Source organism: Domibacillus robiginosus, from assembly GCF_000966195.1.
Taxonomy (GTDB): Bacteria; Bacillota; Bacilli; order Bacillales; family Domibacillaceae; genus Domibacillus; species Domibacillus robiginosus.
The window spans coordinates 21,523-39,988 of sequence record NZ_LAHL01000044.1 but is presented as its reverse complement, the minus strand read 5'-3'; the positions used below and the strand labels follow the sequence as shown (position 1 = coordinate 39,988).

Genomic DNA, 18,466 nt, shown 5'->3' with positions numbered 1-18,466 from the left:
TTTGTCTACAGTCTGAAATGCCGCACAGCTCTGTGCGGCATTTTTTTAAAGTAGTCTTTCACCAAGCAGGGAAGCAATAAGCGCCACCGCTGCATCGCCTGTTTTATTTTTCTCATCTAAAATAGGGTTGACCTCCACAAATTCCGCTGACGTAATGATGTTCGCTTCCTCAAGCATTTCCATCGCCAGGTGGCTTTCACGGTAGCTGAGTCCACCTGCAACAGGCGTCCCTACTCCTGGTGCTTCTGTCGGATCGAGTCCATCCAGATCCAATGAAAGGTGAACATAGTCCGTACGTTCCCGAAGATACTCAATCGTTTCTTTCATCACTGCTGTCATGCCAAGACGGTCAATTTCATGCATCGTATATACTTTAATCCCTTTTTCTTTAATCAGCTCGCGCTCGCCATGATCCAAATCCCGTGCGCCGATAATCACCACATTTTCCGGTTTTACTTTCGGAAAGTAGCCGCCGATATTGGTGAGGGAGCGGTGTCCGATACCGAGGCTCACAGCAAGCGGCATTCCGTGGATATTGCCAGAGGGGGAGGTTTCTGCTGTGTTTAAATCGCCGTGTGCATCATACCAGATCAAGCCAAGGTTTTGATGTTTTTTTGCAATGCCTGCAAGTGTTCCAATCGCCACGCTGTGATCACCGCCGAGTACAAGTGGAAAGCGGCTCTGGCTAACCGTGGCTTCCACTTTTTTTGCCAGCGCTTCACTAGCCTCTGCAACAGCTGTTAAATTTTTTAAATGGGCTGTTTCTTTTGGAATAGCCCGTTCCTGTATTTCCACTTTAATATCGCCTTCATCGTGGACTGTATATCCAAGTGAGCGGATCCGTTCTATCAATCCTGCATAGCGAATCGCACTTGGACCCATATCGACACCCCGGCGTGTTTGCCCTAAATCCATTGGTACACCTATGATCGACACTTGCTTCTTTTGCATGTGACCGCCCCTTTATCTCATAAATGTCCTGCACTTCTATTAAAAACATAAAAACAAAATGGTTCAAGTACACATTTTTTTGAATATTTATACTTATTTATTCAGTTTTTGAAGAAAGTACAACTTTTTTAATCCGGTACTAAAGACTTTACCTGCTTGGTCCCGGCTGTTTAGCCGTCCAGGAAACACTCTTCTCATTTTTATGCAGAAAGTGCTCAATATAGGATATTTTAAAGCATCCAGTTGATTCTTTAAATGAGTTGCTCCTCTCTACCGCCAGACAGGAATGAAATAAGCTTTGCTGCAGGGCGGACTGGTCACTCGCCATTGATTTATGGCGGAAATGGTATGGATGCTTTACGCAAACAATTCTTTTCCTTTATCTGTTGCCTGGGCCACAATTACATAGGAAGAAGTGCAGGCAGCCCGCCTGGACAGCTCGATCAACTCTTTTGTAGCATCACTTTTGCCGATAATGCTATTAAAGGCAGAGCATGTATCCGCTGCTGCGCACCAGACGTTCAAGCCTGGTAACACCTTTTGCTGCTTTAACTGTACCACAGAGCTCGTTTTTCTTTTGGGATGGAAGCGCATTATGAATGGTCGTAATTTCCGTCCCTTTGTTGTTAAAGTATGTTTGTTTTACATGAATGGTTTTTCTCCCTGCTGGAGGATACGGCGAGCGTACTGTTGAAACATACATTAAGTACATTCTTGTGCAATACATTATGCATACCCCTTTCTAATTTCGCGTGCTTTTCGGTTACAGATCATTGTTTTTCCTTCTTTATAAATTGCGTGATTCCTACCTCTACTTGTTCCATAGTATATTCATATAAGGTATTGATAAAATGCAGTTGACTTCTTTCATCATGGAGTGCTCTGTTTCAGATGTGCTGCTTTCATTCACTATAGGATAAAGAATTCGTTATCTGTAAAATAATCTCTCAATTTTTAAAGACCCTGATTCGCCGTATGCAAACGAAAACCATCTCGAAAGTTTAATCGATAAAGGAGGAGAAAAAGATGACAACTCCAACGAACTCATCCAAAAAAATTATTGAACAAACGGAGCGATTTGGTGCGCATAACTATCATCCGTTGCCAATTGTTGTTTCAGAAGCAGAGGGGGTGTGGGTAAGGGATCCAGAAGGAAATCGGTATATGGATATGCTGAGTGCTTATTCCGCTGTGAACCAGGGACATCGTCATCCGAAAATTATTCAGGCGCTGAAAGAACAGGCAGACCGGGTTACCCTTACATCCCGTGCTTTTCATAATGATCAGCTTGGTCCCTGGTACAAAAAAATTTGCGAATTAACAGGGAAAAATATGGCTCTGCCGATGAACACCGGAGCAGAAGCGGTAGAAACAGCAGTGAAAGCAGCACGCCGCTGGGCATATGATGTAAAAGGTGTACCGGAAAACGAGGCTGAAATAATTGCCTGCATCGGTAACTTTCATGGACGGACGATGACCGCTGTGTCGCTTTCCTCTGAAGCCGAATACAAGCGTGGCTTCGGCCCGATGCTGCCTGGCATCAAGCTGATTCCTTATGGAGATATGAATGCGCTTCAGACGGCTATTACGCCGAACACAGCCGCCTTTTTAATTGAACCAATTCAAGGTGAAGCAGGGATCGTCATTCCGCCGGAAGGCTTCCTGAGAGCAGCCGCAGCACTGTGCAAAAAGCAGAACGTGCTGTTTATTGCCGATGAAATTCAAGCTGGCCTTGCCCGTACTGGAAAATTGTTCGCCTGCGAGTGGGAAGATGTCGTTCCAGATATGCTTATTCTCGGAAAAGCACTGGGCGGCGGGGTATTTCCGATTTCCTGTGTAGCAGCGGATAAAGAGGTGTTAGGCGTATTTAACCCTGGATCACACGGATCTACTTTTGGAGGCAATCCGCTTGCATGTGCTGTATCAATCGCTTCAATGGAGGTTATTCAGGAAGAAAAGCTTGCCGAGCGTTCATTAAAGCTTGGCACGTATTTTAAGAAAAAGCTTTTTGACCTTACACATTCGTCCATTAAAGAAGTGCGCGGCCGTGGCTTGTTTATTGGGATGGAGCTGACAGAACCGGCTCGTCCGTACTGTGAACGTTTAAAGCAGGAAGGACTTTTGTGTAAAGAAACGCATGAAACGGTTATCCGTTTTGCACCTCCGCTCATTATTTCCAGGAAAGACCTTGATTGGGCGATACAAAAAATTGAAAAGGTTTTTGCTTAATGAGCAGCCGGTGGATAAATCCATCGGCTGCTTCAGACTGTAGAAAAATTGAGTGTAAAGAGTATGGCAGTGTTTCTGCCAGAAAAATTGAAAAAAACAAAAGAATGGCCCAAAATAGTGAGATATTCTTTTATTGGGAAGGGATGAATCGGTATGGAAAAGCGTCTTTGGGATTCGCCAGAAAAACTTCGCATGCTGCTGGGAGAGCTTGTAAGCTGGAAAAGCATCACACTGTCTGAAGATGAACGGCAGTTTCCAATGAAGCTTCAATCAAAGCTGCTCGGACTCCATTATTTTCAGCGGCATCCCGAGCATTTGTCTCTTCACACAGCTGATATAGGACGGAAGTTTTTAACGGCGCTGTACAAACATCCAGATGCAGTACAAACAATCTGCTTGATCAGTCATTTCGATACGGTCAGTACTGAAGAATACGGGGAGCTGGAGCCGCTTGCGACGCAGCCGGAAGAGCTGACGTCTTATTGGTTGGAGCGTCCGAACGATCTGCCGGAGGATGCGCTGACCGATCTCAAATCCGGTGAGTACTTATTCGGGCGTGGAACAATGGATATGAAAATGGGGCTGGCTTTGCATATGCAGCTTATTGAAAAAGCCAGCATTGAAGGATGGGCGGTGAATTTACTGCTGTTAACCGTGCCAGATGAAGAAGTGAATTCAGCAGGAATGCGAGCAGCCGTACCGAAGCTGTTGGAAATTCAAGAGGAGTTTGGCCTCCAGTATGAGATGTTTTTAAACAGTGAGCCCGTTTTTTCACAGAAACCGGGTGATACACTATGTAAGGTATACACGGGCACAATTGGCAAAATAATGCCCGGTGCGCTTTTTTATGGGCGTGAAACTCATGCAGGCGAGCCATTTAATGGATTAACCTCTCCTTACATTGCGTCATTCTTAACACGGAAAATGGAGTGGAATCCACTGTTTCAAGAAACCGAGCTGGGCGAAACAACGCCGCTTCCAATTACGCTTCAGCAAAAAGACCTCCGCCTCGAATACTCGACGCAGACACCATACCGATCATCAGCTCTTTATAATGTATTTACGATGAAGCAAACAGCTGAGCATATAATGGGAAAATTTGAACAAGTTGCAAAAGAAGCAGCTGAGGAGTGCAATGCCGCCTATCAGTATATCTGCCAAACACAGGGTGTGAAGCCGGTGGGGCATATTCGTGTGCTCCGCTTTGAAGAATTGCTGCGCTACTCAATTGATAAGTTCGGAGAAGAAGCAATAGAAGAAATGAAAGCGGATGTATATGGAAGAGAAGAATGGGACGACCGAGAAAAATCTTTTCGAATTGCAGATAAGTTAATTATTCAGTCACAGGAGCTGGCGCCAGCGATTATTTTGTTGTTTGCACCTCCTTTTTATCCGGCTGTTAATTCATCCGGGGAGGCGCTTGTAGAAGAAGCAGTCGAGTTCATGAAAACATATGGCCAGAAAGAATTTGGGCTGTCGATGGAGCGGGTTCACTACTTTAACGGTATTTGTGATTTAAGTTATGTAAATGGAAGCGGTGAAGGGGAAGGCTGGCAGGCCTTCAAAAAAAATACACCTGTATGGCAGGACGGCTATTCGATTCCGTTTGCCGATATGGCCAGACTTAAGGCACCTGTTTTAAATATCGGGCCGTTCGGCAAAGATGCCCACAAACGGACAGAACGCCTCCATATAAAGCATGCTTTTGAACAGCTTCCTCTTTTATTGGAAAAATGGATTAAGCCATAGACAGCTCGAGTGTAAGACCCGCAGTATAAAAAATGTCACTTTTTTATTTTATCGGTATTCTCGCCTTTTTTTCGTGAAAGTCTGGACAGTGGCGGCAATTTTATGATAAATTTTAATTGAAACTGATTATCAATTGCAACCATTCGATATAGATGCTAGATGAAAAACGTAAATGAGGTGGAAAGAATGAGCAAGCTGCATGCGGAACAAGTAAACATTGGCTATGGAGCTGCGACGATCGTCGAAAATTTAACCGTCGATATTCCAGCAGGGAAGGTAACAACGATTATTGGGCCGAACGGCTGCGGAAAATCCACACTGCTCAAAACAATGGCACGCCTTTTAAATCAAAAAAGTGGTTCAGTTTATTTAAACGGCGCTGACATTGCACGCTTGTCTACAAAAGAAATTGCCAAGCAAATGGCGATTTTGCCGCAAACACCGGAAGCACCAGCGGGCTTAACCGTTTATGAATTAATTTCATATGGCCGTTTCCCGCATCAAAAAGGCTTTGGTACATTAAATGCGCATGATAAAGAAGTGATTAATTGGGCAATGGATGTTACCGGCACGGCAGATTTTCGCGACCGGGAAATTGACGCACTTTCAGGCGGCCAGCGCCAGCGTGTTTGGATTGCAATGGCGCTTGCACAGGAAACAGATTTGATCTTACTTGATGAACCAACGACCTATTTGGACTTGGCCCACCAGCTGGAAGTGCTGGAGCTTTTACAGGAATTAAATGAACAGGAAGGCCGGACAATTGTTATGGTGCTTCATGATTTAAATCATGCTGCCCGGTTTGCTGATTACCTCGTGGCAATGAGAAAAGGCAGTATTGTATGTGAAGGAACACCAGAAGCAGTGATGACAAAAGAAAATTTACGCTCTGTTTTTCAAATCGATGCTGAAATCGTTCGCGACCCCCGTTCCGGCAAGCCTGTTTGTTTAACGTATGACCTGGTGAAAGCACCGGAGCTTGCGCTGGCAGGAAGCCGATAAAGGAATTTAATAAAGCAGGTGACTGTGTGATCAAGCAATTTTTTTCATATTACCGTCCATATAAAAAGCTGTTTTTTCTGGACTTCTTTTGCGCGGTCTTTGCGGGTCTCTTAGAGCTCGCATTTCCGCTTGTCGTTAATTATTTTATTGATACGCTTCTGCCCGGAGGAGATTGGAATTTAATTATAGCCGCAAGTCTTGGCTTGTTACTTATTTATGTTGTCAACGCCGGGCTTCAATATGTCGTCACGTACTGGGGGCATATGCTTGGCATTAACATTGAAAGCGATATGCGCAGTAAACTGTTTGCTCACGTACAAAAGCTGTCATTTCGTTTTTTTGATAACACGAAAACAGGCCATCTTATTTCAAGAATGACAAGTGATTTGATGGAGATCGGTGAAATGGCGCATCACGGACCGGAGGATTTGTTTATTGCACTGATGACGCTGACCGGTGCATTCGGTATTATGCTGACGATCAACTGGAAGCTGGCAGTGCTAACATTTGTTATTGTACCCGCTGTGCTCTGGCTCGCTGTTTTCTTTAACAAAAAAATGACCGGCGCTTTTCACCGGCTTTTTGGCGATATTGCCGATTTTAATGCGCGCATTGAAGACAGTATGGGCGGAATCCGCGTTGTACAGGCTTTTGCGAATGAATCGCACGAAAAGAAGCAATTTGAAGAGAACAATAAAAGATTTCGGCTGACAAAGCTTTTTTCCTATAAAATTATGGCGCTGAATATGTCGATCAGTTATATGCTGATGCGGGTCATAACGCTGTTTGTACTCGTTTGTGGGACATATTTTGTTATGCAGGGCGAGCTTACATACGGTGAATTTGTCGGATTTATTCTTCTATCTAATATTTTCTTTCGTCCGATTGAAAAAATTAATGCCATTATTGAAAGCTATCCGAAAGGCATCGCTGGTTTTAAACGATATGTAGAATTATTGGAAACAGAGCCGGATGTGGCCGATGCGCTGGATGCCATAGAAGTAGGCGCTGTATACGGCAACATTGACTACCGTAACGTTACATTCGGATACGAAGGCAAAAAGCCGGTGCTTCAAAACATCAGCCTGTCCATCAAGGCAGGGGAAACAGTCGCGTTTGTCGGACCATCCGGAGCCGGCAAAACGACGATGTGCAGCCTGCTGCCGCGTTTTTATGATGCGCAGGAAGGGGTTATTTCAATTGATGGGCTGGATACAAGAAAAATGACCCTCGCGTCCTTGAGGCGGCAGATTGGTATTGTTCAGCAGGATGTGTTTTTATTTTCCGGCACGATTCGCGAAAATATTTTATATGGTGATCTCGGTGCTTCAGACGAAGACATTCTGTCGGCTTTGAAGCGGGCGCGCCTGGAGGACTTTATTGCTTCTTTGCCGGATGGGCTGGAGACCGTCATTGGCGAGCGCGGTGTAAAGTTATCAGGTGGACAAAAGCAGCGCCTGGCCATTGCGCGCATTTTCCTGAAAAACCCGCCGATTTTAATTTTAGATGAAGCAACGTCTGCTCTCGATACAGAAACGGAGATGGCGATCCAGCAGGCGCTTTCGGAACTGTCTGTAGGCCGGACAACACTTGTCATCGCCCATCGGCTCGCTACGATCAAGCATGCCGATCGAATCATCGTGGTTACACCGTCCGGAATTGAAGAGCAGGGCAGCCATTATGAGCTGCTTGAGCAAAATGGCCATTACCGGCGCTTGCATGAAGCTCAGTTCGGTCACTAGACTTTAAAAAAACCTTTCGCTGCTTGAAGCAGTGAAAGGTTTTTTATTTAATAAAAGACGGTAAAGCGAAAAAATGGCTCAATTAAAAAAGGAACATTATAATGGCTCTAACGATAAAGAGGGGAGCTGAACGAAACATGGTAAAACAGGTCATCTTAAATGATACGCCAATTCAGGTAGAAAATTTTCATGAAAAAACGGTTGTAAACAAGAAGACAGGTGCAAAAGTGCCGAAAATCAGTTTTCAGTTTCCGGTCACAAGCGAGGAATACCATGATATAACGGTTCTTTTATATGAACAGGACTTTCAGGTAAAGGTGCCGGAAAGGGGAATGGAGTTTCCAGCGACCATTCACATTTATTCTACATCACTGACAAATTTGTATGAAGCGGGCGCCAAAGGCACATTTAGTCTGGAACTGATCGGCCGATGATAAATGAAAAGCAGCTGGTCGGTGAAAAAGTGGCAGAATATGTAAAAGACGGCATGATTATTGGTCTCGGAACAGGAAGTACAGTACGATTTACAATTGAGAAAATCGGTGAGCTGGTTAAGCAGGGGATGTTTGTTCAAGGTGTAGCTACATCCATTCGCACAGAGCAATTGGCGAAAAAACACGGAATTCCACTTTTGAGTCTCAATGAAGTAGACAAGCTTGATATTGCTATTGACGGCGCTGATGAAGCCGATCCTGCTTTTCATTTAATCAAAGGTGGAGGCGGGGCGCTTCTGCGGGAAAAAATGATTGCATCTTCCGCCGAGAGCTTTATTGTAGTGGCAGATTCCTCTAAAATGGTCGAGCGGCTCGGCCGGTTTCCTCTTCCGGTTGAGGTTGAGACATTCGGGTACAGGATGACAGAGAAGAAAATCCGTTCTTTAGGCGGAGCATCTGCTTTACGGGTAAAAGAAGGAAAGCCGTATATCACAGATAATGGGCATTATATTTTTGACTGCGATTTTGGCTCTATTGCATCGCCTAAAAAATTAGAGCAGGAATTAAGTTTGATTCCCGGTGTTGTAGAAAACGGATTGTTTATCGCCATGGCCGATATGATCATTACTGTAAACGAAAAGAAAGATATACAAATTAAAAAACGAACAAAACAGGAGTGATAGAATGTACTCAGCAAGCGGTATTAAGGTATTGACAGAGGGCGGCTTAATTGAAAAAAACATTGAACAGGCAGAGCATAATCAGACGTACTGCCAGACGGTCAGCTTTAAAGACAAAGAAGAGGAACATGTCGGTGACCTGGATATTTATTTTGTAGTAAAAGGCTTCGGGCAAAAAAAAGGTAGCGAAGAAATTGATGTTCATTTCACGGTTCCGTTTTTTAGTGTCTATGGGCCAGAAGGAGAACGGTTCATGGAAGAAGCAGAAGCCATGCAGTTTATTTTTATTAACTTTGCCAGTGAGGTTCAGGATGTTGTGGATGAGGTACTCGATACACTATATGAACAGCATGAAAAATAAGAAAAAGACCGCTTTTGGATAAAAAGCGGTCTTTGTTTGTTTAATCTGGGGAACTGTTGCCTTATTTGACAGAGATTACGCATGTAACAAAAATAATAACAAATGGCGGTCAATACAATCGATTAACAGCCGCTCGCAGTAGCCATTCATATTGTGGTTTATATGAAATCGTTTCATCGGAATGGCTAGCCACAAATCCTGTTTTACTTCAGCGTATTGAGGATATGCTTTGGCAAACTGTTTTTTTTAACTTTGTGTGCAGGTAAAACAGATGGAATTCTTGTAAAAGATCCCGTAGGCATTCCACCTTTAGGTATTTTCAAGCCGTTGTACCGAAAAAAACCTGTTCAGCATCCATTAAAAACTAAATATGGAATACTAAGTAGTAAAAAATAGTCAGCCCACGCTTGGTAACACATTTAAACGGGCTCAGGATGCTATAAAACAAGAGCTGACAGCCAGACACTTAAAAATGTAATTAAACCATCTTTTATAACAGAGGTGATTTTCTCTTTGATAAAAGTAATAAAGTTTCTAAAAGTGATTGACGTTCTTTTAAAAAGCTGATATTATTATCTCGAATTCAAGATAATTAAATAAACAGCTAATAAAATTTATCAAATTTTTTTACTCATATATCTCGAATTCAAGATAATAACGAAGAGGGGGAAGAAAGGAATGTTAGATGCAGGATTGTTAATTATTCGTTTAGTTATTGGACTTGCGTTTGTCGGACATGGTGCACAGAAATTATTTGGCTCATTTGGAGGCCACGGATTAAAAGGAACAGGGGGCTGGTTTGACTCTATCGGCATGAAGCCTGGTTACACAATGGCATTGATGGCAGGGCTTTCAGAATTGGTTGGCGGCGCCCTGTTTGCGCTCGGTTTGCTAACGCCGCTTGCCGGTGTGATAATTGCTTTAACCATGGTTATTGCAATTGTAAAAGTACATGGCCCAAACGGCTTCTGGAGTACCCAAAACGGTTATGAATATAATTTAGTACTGCTGGCTGTTGCTATCGGTATTGCATTCACAGGACCAGGGCACTACGCACTAGACGCGCTGTTTGCCTAAAACATAAGACGGGAAGCGGGCAGCAGAAGGAAAGAGATTGAAAGCTATGAGAAAAGAGTATAACCATTCTTTTTTTCGTCAATGCAAAAACGATTACAAAGAAAAGGAAGCCTGTTTAACAAGATAGTTCTTTCACTTTTAAAGTGGTAAAATGAACCAAAGAACGATACGATAAAAGCAGGTTGTTTATTAAAAGGGGGAATCAGCATGGCAGACGAACAAAAACAGCAATTATTTAAAGAGGCAATGGGGAATTATCCGACTGGCGTAACGGTTGTGACAACGCTAGATTCAAATGGAAAACCTGTTGGCCTGACTGTTAACTCATTTGCTTCTGTATCACTTGATCCACTTTTGATTCTATGGTCAATTGACCACAAAGCTGCAACTATGCCGGCGTTTATGGAAAACGATACATTTGCCGTGCATATTTTAGCCGGTAACCAAAAAGATATTTGTTTAACGTTTGCGACCAAGGGCGTTGACCGTTTTAGCACTTGCAAATGGAACCTTTCATCTGATCACCATCTGCCTATAATCGACGGCGCATTTGCCGTTCTTCAATGCCGAACTGTTCAAACAGTCGAAGCAGGCGACCATACGATTTTAATTGGCGAAGTCAATACAATTCAAATTGATGCAGAAAAAGATCCGATGCTGTATCACCGTCGTCACTTTGCTTCAATTCCAGCTGCGTTTTATGCTTCAAAGTAGTTTTTAACATATAAAAAAAGTACAGGCGATCGATTCGCCTGTGCTTTTTTGCTTTTTAAAATAAATTTTACAGGAATGAAAAAAGAGACGGTACATATATTTACTTTTGTGGTTTATTTTTCATTTCGAGGAGGAAAAGTATTGGTTATGAACGTGTCAAAGATAAGATGGACAGCCGTTTTTGTGATTTTGTCTCTCCTAGCAGTGCTTGTATTTGGTTCTGGCTCAAGTGCATCCGCGACGGTCAACTACGGGCAAGAAGTGGCGTCTGTAGCCAATAAGTATGTAGGAAGCCCATACAAGTATGGTGGAACAACACCAAAAGGATTTGATGCAAGCGGCTTTACTCAATTTGTTTACAAAAATGCCGCAACGAAAATGACTATTCCGCGCACAAGCGCTGATCAGTATAAGAAAGGCAAATCGATTAGCCGTAGTCAATTACAACCTGGTGATTTAGTTTTTTATGCAACCGGTACAAAAGGAAAAGTCTCCTTTGTTGCCATTTACAATAAAAATGGTACCTTTATTGGAGCTACATCCAAAGGGGTAAAAGTAGTTAAGATGAGTGATACGTATTGGAAGGACCGCTATATAGGCGCGAAAAGATTAATTAAGTAACAGGTCATGCCAATCTTTAAGTGCGGAGCCTCGTTAAAAAAGCAGGCGGCTTCTTTAGTCGAGGCTTTTTAATTGGAAAACAACAGGTAATAATTTACTGTTTAGAAAGCTGGTGCAGTTCACGTGCAAGAGCTTCAAGAATGTAAACAACCGGTACCTGCGTCGTAACATTAGAGTCCTCAAACCGTTCCTCTGACACATAGTAAGAGAGATTAACATCAGACATTCTAGCAATGGTGCAGTGCTTATTATTTGTAATACTGACAATGGTGCTGCCTGCTTCGCGCATTTGATGGGTGTGGCGGACCGTATAATCATTTTCACCAGATACAGACAGGACAATCGTCGTACTGTTTTGCAGAAAGTTTGTATGAATCGGGTAATGCGGATCTTTTATGTAGAGAGACAGCCTGCCAAGACTTGAGAAATACCGCGCACCGTATTCTGCTAAGATACCTGAGCTGCCGACTCCAATAAAAATGATACTATCAGAAAGGGACATTATCCGGGCTGCCCCGGTAATTTGCTCCTTTATTGGCCCGTTTAACGAATGCTCAAAAAACTCTGTGACCGAATGGTGCGTGCTTTTCAGTTCAAAGGGCTCCTGTTCTTTTAAATGAAGCTTTAGCCGAACTTTAAACTCCGTGAAACCATCACAGCCTGCTTTCCGGCAAAAGCGCAGAATGGTAGCGGTTGAAACCTGCGCTTCCGCTGCCAGCTCCCGGATACGCATATAAATGACTTTGCTGCCGTTTTTAGATACGTATTGATAAACGGCCGTTTCAAGTTCATTAAATGATGCAATCATTTCATTTGTAAACAAATGAAGTCTCTCCTTTACGAACAAAAAGCCGCTTCGGTCGACCGAAGCGGCTTTTATTAATCTTCGCCGATAATTTTTACCTCTGTTTCAAGCTCTACACCGAATTTTTCACGTACCTGATCCTGCGCATAACGAATCAAGTTTAAATAATCCGTTGAAGAAGCACCGTCTACGTTTACAATAAAGCCGGCGTGCTTTGTAGAGATTTCTGCGCCGCCGATCCGTGTCCCCTGCAGGCCGCTGTCTTGAATCAGCTTGCCGGCGAAATAACCGGTCGGACGTTTAAATACACTTCCACAGGAAGGATATTCAAGTGGCTGCTTTGACTCACGAAGTGCAGTGAATGTATCCATTGCTTCTTTAATCTCTTCGAAGCGGCCCGCCTTCAGTTCAAAAACAGCTTCTAAAATAATGTAGTCCTTTTCGGTAAAAATACTTTTACGATAGCCGAAATGAAAGTCGTCCACACCCAGCGTAATCAGGTCGCCGTCATGGGAAACAACGATCGCTTTTGTCAGTACCGTCGACGTCTCGCCTCCATAAGCACCCGCATTCATCACAAGTGCGCCTCCCACAGATCCTGGAATCCCACACGCAAATTCAAGCCCCGTTAAATGATGATCGAGGGCAGTGCGGGAAACATCGATAATTTTTGCGCCGCTTCCTGCTGTGATCGTCGTTCCATCCACATGAATTTGATCAAAATACTCAAGGGCAATGACAATACCACGCAGCCCTTTATCCCGGACAAGGACGTTTGAGCCGTTCCCAAGAATCGTCAAAGGGAGATGATGTTCCTTTGCGTAGTGAATAACAGTTTGCAGATCGTCTATATGTTTAGGCTTAATGAAAACATCGGCCACACCGCCTGTTTTCGTATATGTGTGCTTATGCAATGGAAACAGTGGAAATACGGACTGTTCATCCATCTTCTCTTTCAAGTCGTTTGCAATTTGCAGCGCATCGATAGCTGCTCACCTTCCTTTTCTCATAATCCTTTCTATTATAAAGGATATGAAGGGATTCGTTAATGATCTTTCATTATTTAAGAAATGTTCCCTATTTTTCAGGGTATTGTATGTAAGTATAGACAAATGGGTGTATATCTTAGACGGTTTATAGAAAGGAAGAAAAGAAAGTGGAAAAAACGAAAAGTTCTGCGTTTATTCAGCAGCATTTGGCGAATGAACGCACGTACCTTGCTTGGATAAGAACGTCCATTGCCATTATTGGAATTGGGTTTTTGATCAGCAATCTTCATTTTAATTTTTTACCGTAGCACTCAGCCCGTGCGGACCTACTGGCAAATTTGATTGGCTTCTCAGCTATTGTTTCGGGGCTTCTTGTCATTATTTTTTCGACAAGAAGCTATTTTTCAAAAGCGAAGGCCATTGATTATGGGACATTTAAACCCGAAAAATATAGTATTCTGGTGCTAACCGGAATCATTGTCGTGTTAATTCTGTTTTATAGTACATATATATCGGTCGTTTTTCTATAAAAGAGCTGAGTCATCAGCTCTTTTTACTTAGTTAAATGGTAAAAAATAGGTTGAATTGTTACAAAGGAAGCGAAATTTGTAATTTTAACGTAAAACAATGTAATGTTTATTTTTGCTAAAATAAGATTTATGAGGAATAAGAGAGAGAAAAAGAGAATGAGAAATTGGGAGGTACGCAGTGAACAGTTGTAAGAAAGCAATTTTTTCCTTTTTAGCGGTAATCTTGTTTTTTAGCATGTCCCCGCTAGCATCTGCTAAAGCAGAAGCTGCATCGATTGGTGAATCAGTTGTTGCTTTTGGTAAAACGTTCATGGGTGTTAAGTACGTATTTGGCGGTACAACGCCAAGCGGATTCGACTGCTCCGGTTTCGTTCAATATATTTACAAAAATGAAGCAGGCATTTCTCTGCCACGTACAACAGGTGAACAGTTTAATGTAGGCACAGCAGTAGCCAAAAGCGACCTTCAGGTTGGAGACCTTGTTTTTTATGCAAACACATATAAAAAAGGTATCTCTCACGTCGGTGTTTACGCAGGAAACGGACAAGTATTAAATGCAACATCAAGCAAAGGAATTGCGCTTATTCCCCTTGAAGGTGATTCGTACTGGTCTCCGAGATATGCGGGTGCGAAACGAGTTGTACAGGCGCCAGAATGGTTTACAGATGTAGAAAAAACAGATCTTGCATACAATGCGATTAGATCGTTGACAGATCAGAGAGTTATTAATGGATTCACGGCAGATACATTTGCGCCGGAAGAAAAAATAACACGTGGACAAGCCGCAGCCATTATCAACCGTGTACTTGGCTTGAAACCAGAAAAAATGAGCTATTTTACTGATGTTCCGAAAGAAAATCGTTTTGCTGTCGATATAGCAGCCGTCCATGAAGCAGGTATTATGAATGGATATGGCGACAAAAAGTTTGGTTTAGAAGAACAAATGACAAGAAATGAAATGGCTTCTTTGATCCAGCGTGCCTTTCACTTAAAAGTGTCTGAAACAGCTGCTGCGAATGTAGTTTATACAGACATTAAAGCCGGTCACTGGGCATATGAAGGAATCGTTTCGATGGCATCCATCGATAAAATCGGTTTCTTTAAAGGCGAGAAGTTTTATGGAACACATAATGCAACACGTGAAGCTTTTACAGTAGCAATCTACAATGCAATGAACGCCAAATAAAAAACACCGCCGAAAATGGGGCGGTGTTTTTTTCATTCTGTTGAAATATAATATTGTCCAGCTACATCATCCTCAAAATCTACATGTGTAGTGACCGTTCTTAGCCGAAGCATAGAAAAAGCGGCATTCGCGGGGCTCCGCTTTCCAAGGGGCAGGCGGCGAGCTCGTCTTCACCACTTCGCGGCAAAGCCAATCTCACCTGTCCCGCTAGTCCCTTAGGAGTCTACGCCCCGCGCCTGCCGCCTTTGTGGGGAGGAAAGGAAGCTAGTGAAACCCAGTGTGTTTCCCTTTCTTTGCTGGAAAGAACAGAAAAAGCCTTTCAACCTCTCTATTTTTCCAAAGGGGGAGGCTTTTGGGCAAGCTAAAAAAGGAAAACGCCACATACCCTTTTTGAAAAAAAACGAACTTCTTCTTAATCTCTTTATTTTTTAAAAGAGCCGATAAGTGAAGCCTGCCGAACTTTTCGTTCCGCAGGCAGTACGGGAGCTTCCTCGACTTGCGCCTACGGGAGCTTCTGACTCACTGTACTTCCCGTAGGAGTCATTGTCCGGCAGTCTTCACTAAGTGGTATTGAAGATCAATCAGCCAAGAGCTGGAGAGACATTTTCTCTTTTTCAAAAAGAAAAAATACGACCTTATTTGCTGTATACACTCTTAGTGCAAGCTACTTTGGCGGCGGGAGGGCAGCGCAGACTCCTATGGGACGAGCGGGCAGCTGAGACCGGAGGAGCCGACAGGCGCAGTCGGGCTCAGCGCCTGCCCCATGGAAAGCGGAGCTGCCTGGACGCCGCCGATCTATTTCATTCATGTGCACGGTCATCCATATAATTTGTCTACAATCTGAAAACACCGCCCAAAATGGGGCGGTGTTTTTTTGTGCTGCTTACACTTTGTTAAGAGAGCTGCAGCAGTTGTTTTATTTGCTGAAGGGAAGGCAAAGCGGAGATTGCCCCTTTACCAGCGGCCGTAATCGCTCCAGCAGCGTTGGAAAAGCGCACAATGTCCTCCCCATACTGCTCAAGATGAAATGATAGAGTTTCAGGAGTGGCACCAGCTTGAAGCAGCTGAAACAAAAAGCCTCCGATAAAAGCATCTCCGGCACCCGTTGTATCTTGAACCTGTACAGAAAAGCCGTCTGCCTGCGTCTCTTTTCCATTCACGAACAGTGAAGCGCCTGCTGCACCGCGTGTATACACGACCGCTTTTACATCCCCTGTAAACAGAGAAGTGATGGCCTCTTTTTCATCTGAAATACCGGTAATAAACGCAAGCTCCTCGTCAGAGATTTTGACGAGATGTGCTTTTGGGATAAACGCTAAAATCGTTTCGCGGCAAACGTCCGGATCTTCCCAAAGTGGAAGCCGGACGTTTGGATCGAAGCTTACGAGAGCACCATGCTGTTTGGCTTGATCGATCGCTTTCATGTGCGCGTACTTCATCGGGCTTTCTACTAAATCCACTGAGCAAAAATGCAAAATATCACCGGAATGAAACAAAGCTCCGTCGACTTCGTCTGCTGTCATCAGCAGATCTGCACAGGGCTTCCGATAAAAAGAAAAATCGCGTTCGCCGTCCTCGCGAAGAGAAACGAAAGCCAGGGCCGTATTCGCTTCGCTCGTGCGAATAATATGCTTTGTTTCCACGCCAGCTTCTGTCAGCTTCTCCAATAAAAAATCGCCGAATGCATCCGAGCCAAGCTTTGTCAGCATAGCAGACTGCCCGCCGAGTTTTGAAACGGCAGCGGCTACATTGGCCGGGGCTCCGCCCGGTGCGCGTTCAAAGGATATAACATCTTTAAGAGCCTGTCCTTTTTGCTGCGGAATAAAATCAATTAATACTTCTCCAATTGCGAATAATGTACTCATTTTACGCTCCTATCGTCCATTTTACCGCCTGGCATGACGCGCGGCCGCCTTTTGCAAAAAAGCGGATGCCTGCCGAATCTTTGCTCGGAAAAATGCGGCTTGTAAAAACCTCGGCTCCATCGTTCACAAACAGCTCAAGTGAGGAGGAGTCAACAAATAAATGAAATGTTACTTTTTCTGCAGCTAATGAGCAGCTGCGAACGCTGCCGTATTTGGAATCAGCAAGTGCTCCAGAATAAGTTCTGTCTAAATGAACCTTTTGCTCGAGAGCGTCATACGCAATAACAGTTTTTTCTTCATCATTTACCCGAATTTCAATTCCGCATGAATCTGCATCATCCAGTTCGAATGAACAAATCATTTCAAAAGCTGTGCCGCTAAAGCTGTCAAAGGTCTGCATTTCGTCACAAAGATCGGCCGAAGTCTCCATTTGAACACCGCGCAGCTGCTGAAGCTCCCGGACAGGTCTTTGTATAAGGCGTCCGTTTTCAATCGTGAGCTCCCGGGGCAGCGTCAGGCAGTGCGCCCAGCCATGTACATCTGTTGGGTAAGACATTTCGGGAAGCCCCATCCAGCCGACCAAAATACGCCGTCCGTCCGGCGCTTTCATGGTTTGCGGCGCATAAAAATCAAAGCCGCGGTCCAGCTCGGTGAATACGCCATGATTTATGCTTTGTGTTTCAACGTCAAGATTCCCGAAAACATAGCCGGATTGATAAATATTATGATAGCAATCGCCCTCGGGCGCAATGCCCTGCGGGGAAAAAATAAGAACACCCTGTCCATCAATCGTAAAGTAATCAGGACATTCCCACATATACCCGAAGTGGGGAAGAGCGGTTTCGATTTCGCCTTCGAATGTCCATGTTTCCATATCCGGGGAGCTGTAGAGCACAACGCAGCCCGTCAAGTTTGTCCGCTGGGCACCGATAATGGCATAAAAAAGCCCGTTTTCTTCCCACACTTTGGGATCGCGGAAATGATCGGTATAGCCAGAGGGCACCTCATTGATAACAGGCTTTTCCCATTTTTGAATGGTGCCCTGCTTGTCCATGACAGCAATATTTTGCTTTGGATGGCGTACCCATTGCTCATCCCGCGTGTTGCCAGTATACATTAAGTACAATTTTTCGTTATGCACAATACCGCTGCCGGAATAAGCCCCGTGACTGTCAAAGTCATCATTTGGATGAAGGGCAATGCCAGCATTCTCCCAGTGAACGAGATCTTTTGACTTGGTATGGTACCAGTACTTAATTCCATGAACAGGACCAAGCGGGAACCATTGATAAAACAAATGATATTCGCCATTATAAAAAGAAAAGCCGTTCGGGTCATTTAAAAGACCTGTTTGGGGCTGAATGTGGTAAGTTTGCCGCCACGGAGAACAGTCCACCTGCTTTTTTAATGCGGCCCATTCGTCTTTAGATACGTCTTCAATCCGTGTATAGCGCTGTTCTGTTGTCCATTGCAAATTGATCACCTCATATAATTAAAATAAAAAGGAGGTGGAGAGGCTTCTCCACCTAAG

General features: G+C 43.9%; 18 protein-coding genes. 12 read left to right on the top strand and 6 right to left on the bottom strand.

Annotation, left to right across the window (positions count from 1 at the left end; genetic code table 11):
- Positions 1-45 precede the first annotated feature (45 nt).
- Together rocF and VP97_RS24010 are read right to left on the bottom strand one after the other, a co-directional pair.
- The gene (gene rocF / locus VP97_RS18515) at positions 46-951 is read right to left on the bottom strand and encodes an arginase (RefSeq protein WP_050183588.1); all 906 of its coding nucleotides are present in this window, start codon (positions 949-951) and stop codon (positions 46-48) included.
- 357 nt (positions 952-1,308) lie between these two features.
- Positions 1,309-1,476: a hypothetical protein gene (locus tag VP97_RS24010; protein ID WP_156153551.1), complete on the bottom strand. Its 168-nt coding sequence runs from the start codon at positions 1,474-1,476 to the stop codon at positions 1,309-1,311.
- A 501-nt stretch (positions 1,477-1,977) separates the two neighbouring features.
- On the opposite strand from VP97_RS24010, the gene VP97_RS18505 reads away from it, so the two are divergent.
- From VP97_RS18505 to VP97_RS18460, 10 genes are all read left to right on the top strand, one after another.
- Complete coding sequence (locus tag VP97_RS18505; protein ID WP_050183583.1) at positions 1,978-3,180, top strand: ornithine--oxo-acid transaminase; 1,203 nt, start codon at positions 1,978-1,980, stop codon at positions 3,178-3,180.
- A 153-nt stretch (positions 3,181-3,333) separates the two neighbouring features.
- The gene (locus VP97_RS18500) at positions 3,334-4,929 is read left to right on the top strand and encodes a M20/M25/M40 family metallo-hydrolase (protein WP_050183580.1); all 1,596 of its coding nucleotides are present in this window, start codon (positions 3,334-3,336) and stop codon (positions 4,927-4,929) included.
- 186 nt (positions 4,930-5,115) lie between these two features.
- A complete protein-coding gene (locus VP97_RS18495) occupies positions 5,116-5,931 on the top strand; it encodes an ABC transporter ATP-binding protein (protein ID WP_050183579.1) in 816 nt (271 codons plus the stop codon).
- A 26-nt stretch (positions 5,932-5,957) separates the two neighbouring features.
- Positions 5,958-7,673 (top strand): ABC transporter ATP-binding protein, encoded by a 1,716-nt coding sequence (locus VP97_RS18490; protein ID WP_050183577.1) that lies wholly within the window; start codon positions 5,958-5,960, stop codon positions 7,671-7,673.
- A gap of 101 nt (positions 7,674-7,774) precedes the next feature.
- A complete protein-coding gene (locus VP97_RS18485; protein WP_342667335.1) occupies positions 7,775-8,107 on the top strand; it encodes a DUF3219 family protein in 333 nt (110 codons plus the stop codon).
- Positions 8,107-8,787, top strand: coding sequence for a ribose-5-phosphate isomerase RpiA (rpiA, locus tag VP97_RS18480; RefSeq protein ID WP_050183593.1), 681 nt, complete (start codon positions 8,107-8,109; stop codon positions 8,785-8,787). Before VP97_RS18485 ends, rpiA begins: the two co-directional genes overlap by 1 nt.
- Before the next feature lie 4 nt (positions 8,788-8,791).
- Entirely contained in the window at positions 8,792-9,148 is a 357-nt protein-coding gene (locus tag VP97_RS18475; RefSeq protein ID WP_050183572.1) for a hypothetical protein, read from the top strand.
- Between the two features lie 678 nt (positions 9,149-9,826).
- Positions 9,827-10,225 carry a DoxX family protein gene (locus tag VP97_RS18470; RefSeq protein ID WP_050183570.1) on the top strand — a complete coding sequence of 133 codons (399 nt, stop codon included), beginning with the start codon at positions 9,827-9,829 and terminating at the stop codon, positions 10,223-10,225.
- 207 nt (positions 10,226-10,432) lie between these two features.
- Positions 10,433-10,939 carry a flavin reductase family protein gene (locus VP97_RS18465; protein WP_050183561.1) on the top strand — a complete coding sequence of 169 codons (507 nt, stop codon included), beginning with the start codon at positions 10,433-10,435 and terminating at the stop codon, positions 10,937-10,939.
- A gap of 147 nt (positions 10,940-11,086) precedes the next feature.
- Positions 11,087-11,560, top strand: a complete 474-nt coding sequence (locus VP97_RS18460) for a C40 family peptidase (RefSeq protein ID WP_050183591.1) — start codon at positions 11,087-11,089, stop codon at positions 11,558-11,560.
- A gap of 94 nt (positions 11,561-11,654) precedes the next feature.
- Here VP97_RS18460 and VP97_RS18455 read toward each other — a convergent pair whose 3' ends face one another.
- Both VP97_RS18455 and murB read right to left on the bottom strand, forming a co-directional pair.
- Complete coding sequence (locus tag VP97_RS18455) at positions 11,655-12,383, bottom strand: MurR/RpiR family transcriptional regulator (protein WP_050183559.1); 729 nt, start codon at positions 12,381-12,383, stop codon at positions 11,655-11,657.
- A gap of 56 nt (positions 12,384-12,439) precedes the next feature.
- Positions 12,440-13,312 carry a UDP-N-acetylmuramate dehydrogenase gene (gene murB / locus VP97_RS18450; RefSeq protein WP_082220444.1) on the bottom strand — a complete coding sequence of 291 codons (873 nt, stop codon included), beginning with the start codon at positions 13,310-13,312 and terminating at the stop codon, positions 12,440-12,442.
- Between the two features lie 209 nt (positions 13,313-13,521).
- On the opposite strand from murB, the gene VP97_RS23455 reads away from it, so the two are divergent.
- Both VP97_RS23455 and VP97_RS18445 read left to right on the top strand, forming a co-directional pair.
- Entirely contained in the window at positions 13,522-13,662 is a 141-nt protein-coding gene (locus tag VP97_RS23455) for a YidH family protein (RefSeq protein ID WP_082220443.1), read from the top strand.
- Positions 13,663-14,062: 400 nt separating this feature from the next.
- On the top strand, positions 14,063-15,070 hold the full coding sequence (locus VP97_RS18445) for a C40 family peptidase (RefSeq protein ID WP_050183555.1): 1,008 nt from the start codon (positions 14,063-14,065) through the stop codon (positions 15,068-15,070).
- 893 nt (positions 15,071-15,963) lie between these two features.
- Here VP97_RS18445 and VP97_RS18440 read toward each other — a convergent pair.
- Both VP97_RS18440 and VP97_RS18435 read right to left on the bottom strand, forming a co-directional pair.
- Entirely contained in the window at positions 15,964-16,935 is a 972-nt protein-coding gene (locus tag VP97_RS18440) for a carbohydrate kinase family protein (RefSeq protein ID WP_050183554.1), read from the bottom strand.
- Position 16,936: 1 nt separating this feature from the next.
- On the bottom strand, positions 16,937-18,409 hold the full coding sequence (locus VP97_RS18435; protein WP_050183553.1) for a glycoside hydrolase family 32 protein: 1,473 nt from the start codon (positions 18,407-18,409) through the stop codon (positions 16,937-16,939).
- Between the last annotated feature and the right edge of the window lie 57 nt (positions 18,410-18,466).

Bases quoted from the DNA above. Each gene is read 5' to 3' on its own strand.
- rocF (WP_050183588.1), bottom strand. From the start codon at position 951: ATGCAAAAGAAGCAAGTGTCGATCATAGGTGTACCAATGGATTTAGGG.
- VP97_RS18505 (WP_050183583.1), top strand. From the start codon at position 1,978: ATGACAACTCCAACGAACTCATCCAAAAAAATTATTGAACAAACGGAG.
- VP97_RS18500 (WP_050183580.1), top strand. From the start codon at position 3,334: ATGGAAAAGCGTCTTTGGGATTCGCCAGAAAAACTTCGCATGCTGCTG.
- VP97_RS18495 (WP_050183579.1), top strand. From the start codon at position 5,116: ATGAGCAAGCTGCATGCGGAACAAGTAAACATTGGCTATGGAGCTGCG.
- VP97_RS18485 (WP_342667335.1), top strand. From the start codon at position 7,775: ATGGCTCTAACGATAAAGAGGGGAGCTGAACGAAACATGGTAAAACAG.
- VP97_RS18475 (WP_050183572.1), top strand. From the start codon at position 8,792: ATGTACTCAGCAAGCGGTATTAAGGTATTGACAGAGGGCGGCTTAATT.
- VP97_RS18470 (WP_050183570.1), top strand. From the start codon at position 9,827: ATGTTAGATGCAGGATTGTTAATTATTCGTTTAGTTATTGGACTTGCG.
- VP97_RS18465 (WP_050183561.1), top strand. From the start codon at position 10,433: ATGGCAGACGAACAAAAACAGCAATTATTTAAAGAGGCAATGGGGAAT.
- VP97_RS18460 (WP_050183591.1), top strand. From the start codon at position 11,087: ATGAACGTGTCAAAGATAAGATGGACAGCCGTTTTTGTGATTTTGTCT.
- murB (WP_082220444.1), bottom strand. From the start codon at position 13,312: ATGGATGAACAGTCCGTATTTCCACTGTTTCCATTGCATAAGCACACA.
- VP97_RS18440 (WP_050183554.1), bottom strand. From the start codon at position 16,935: ATGAGTACATTATTCGCAATTGGAGAAGTATTAATTGATTTTATTCCG.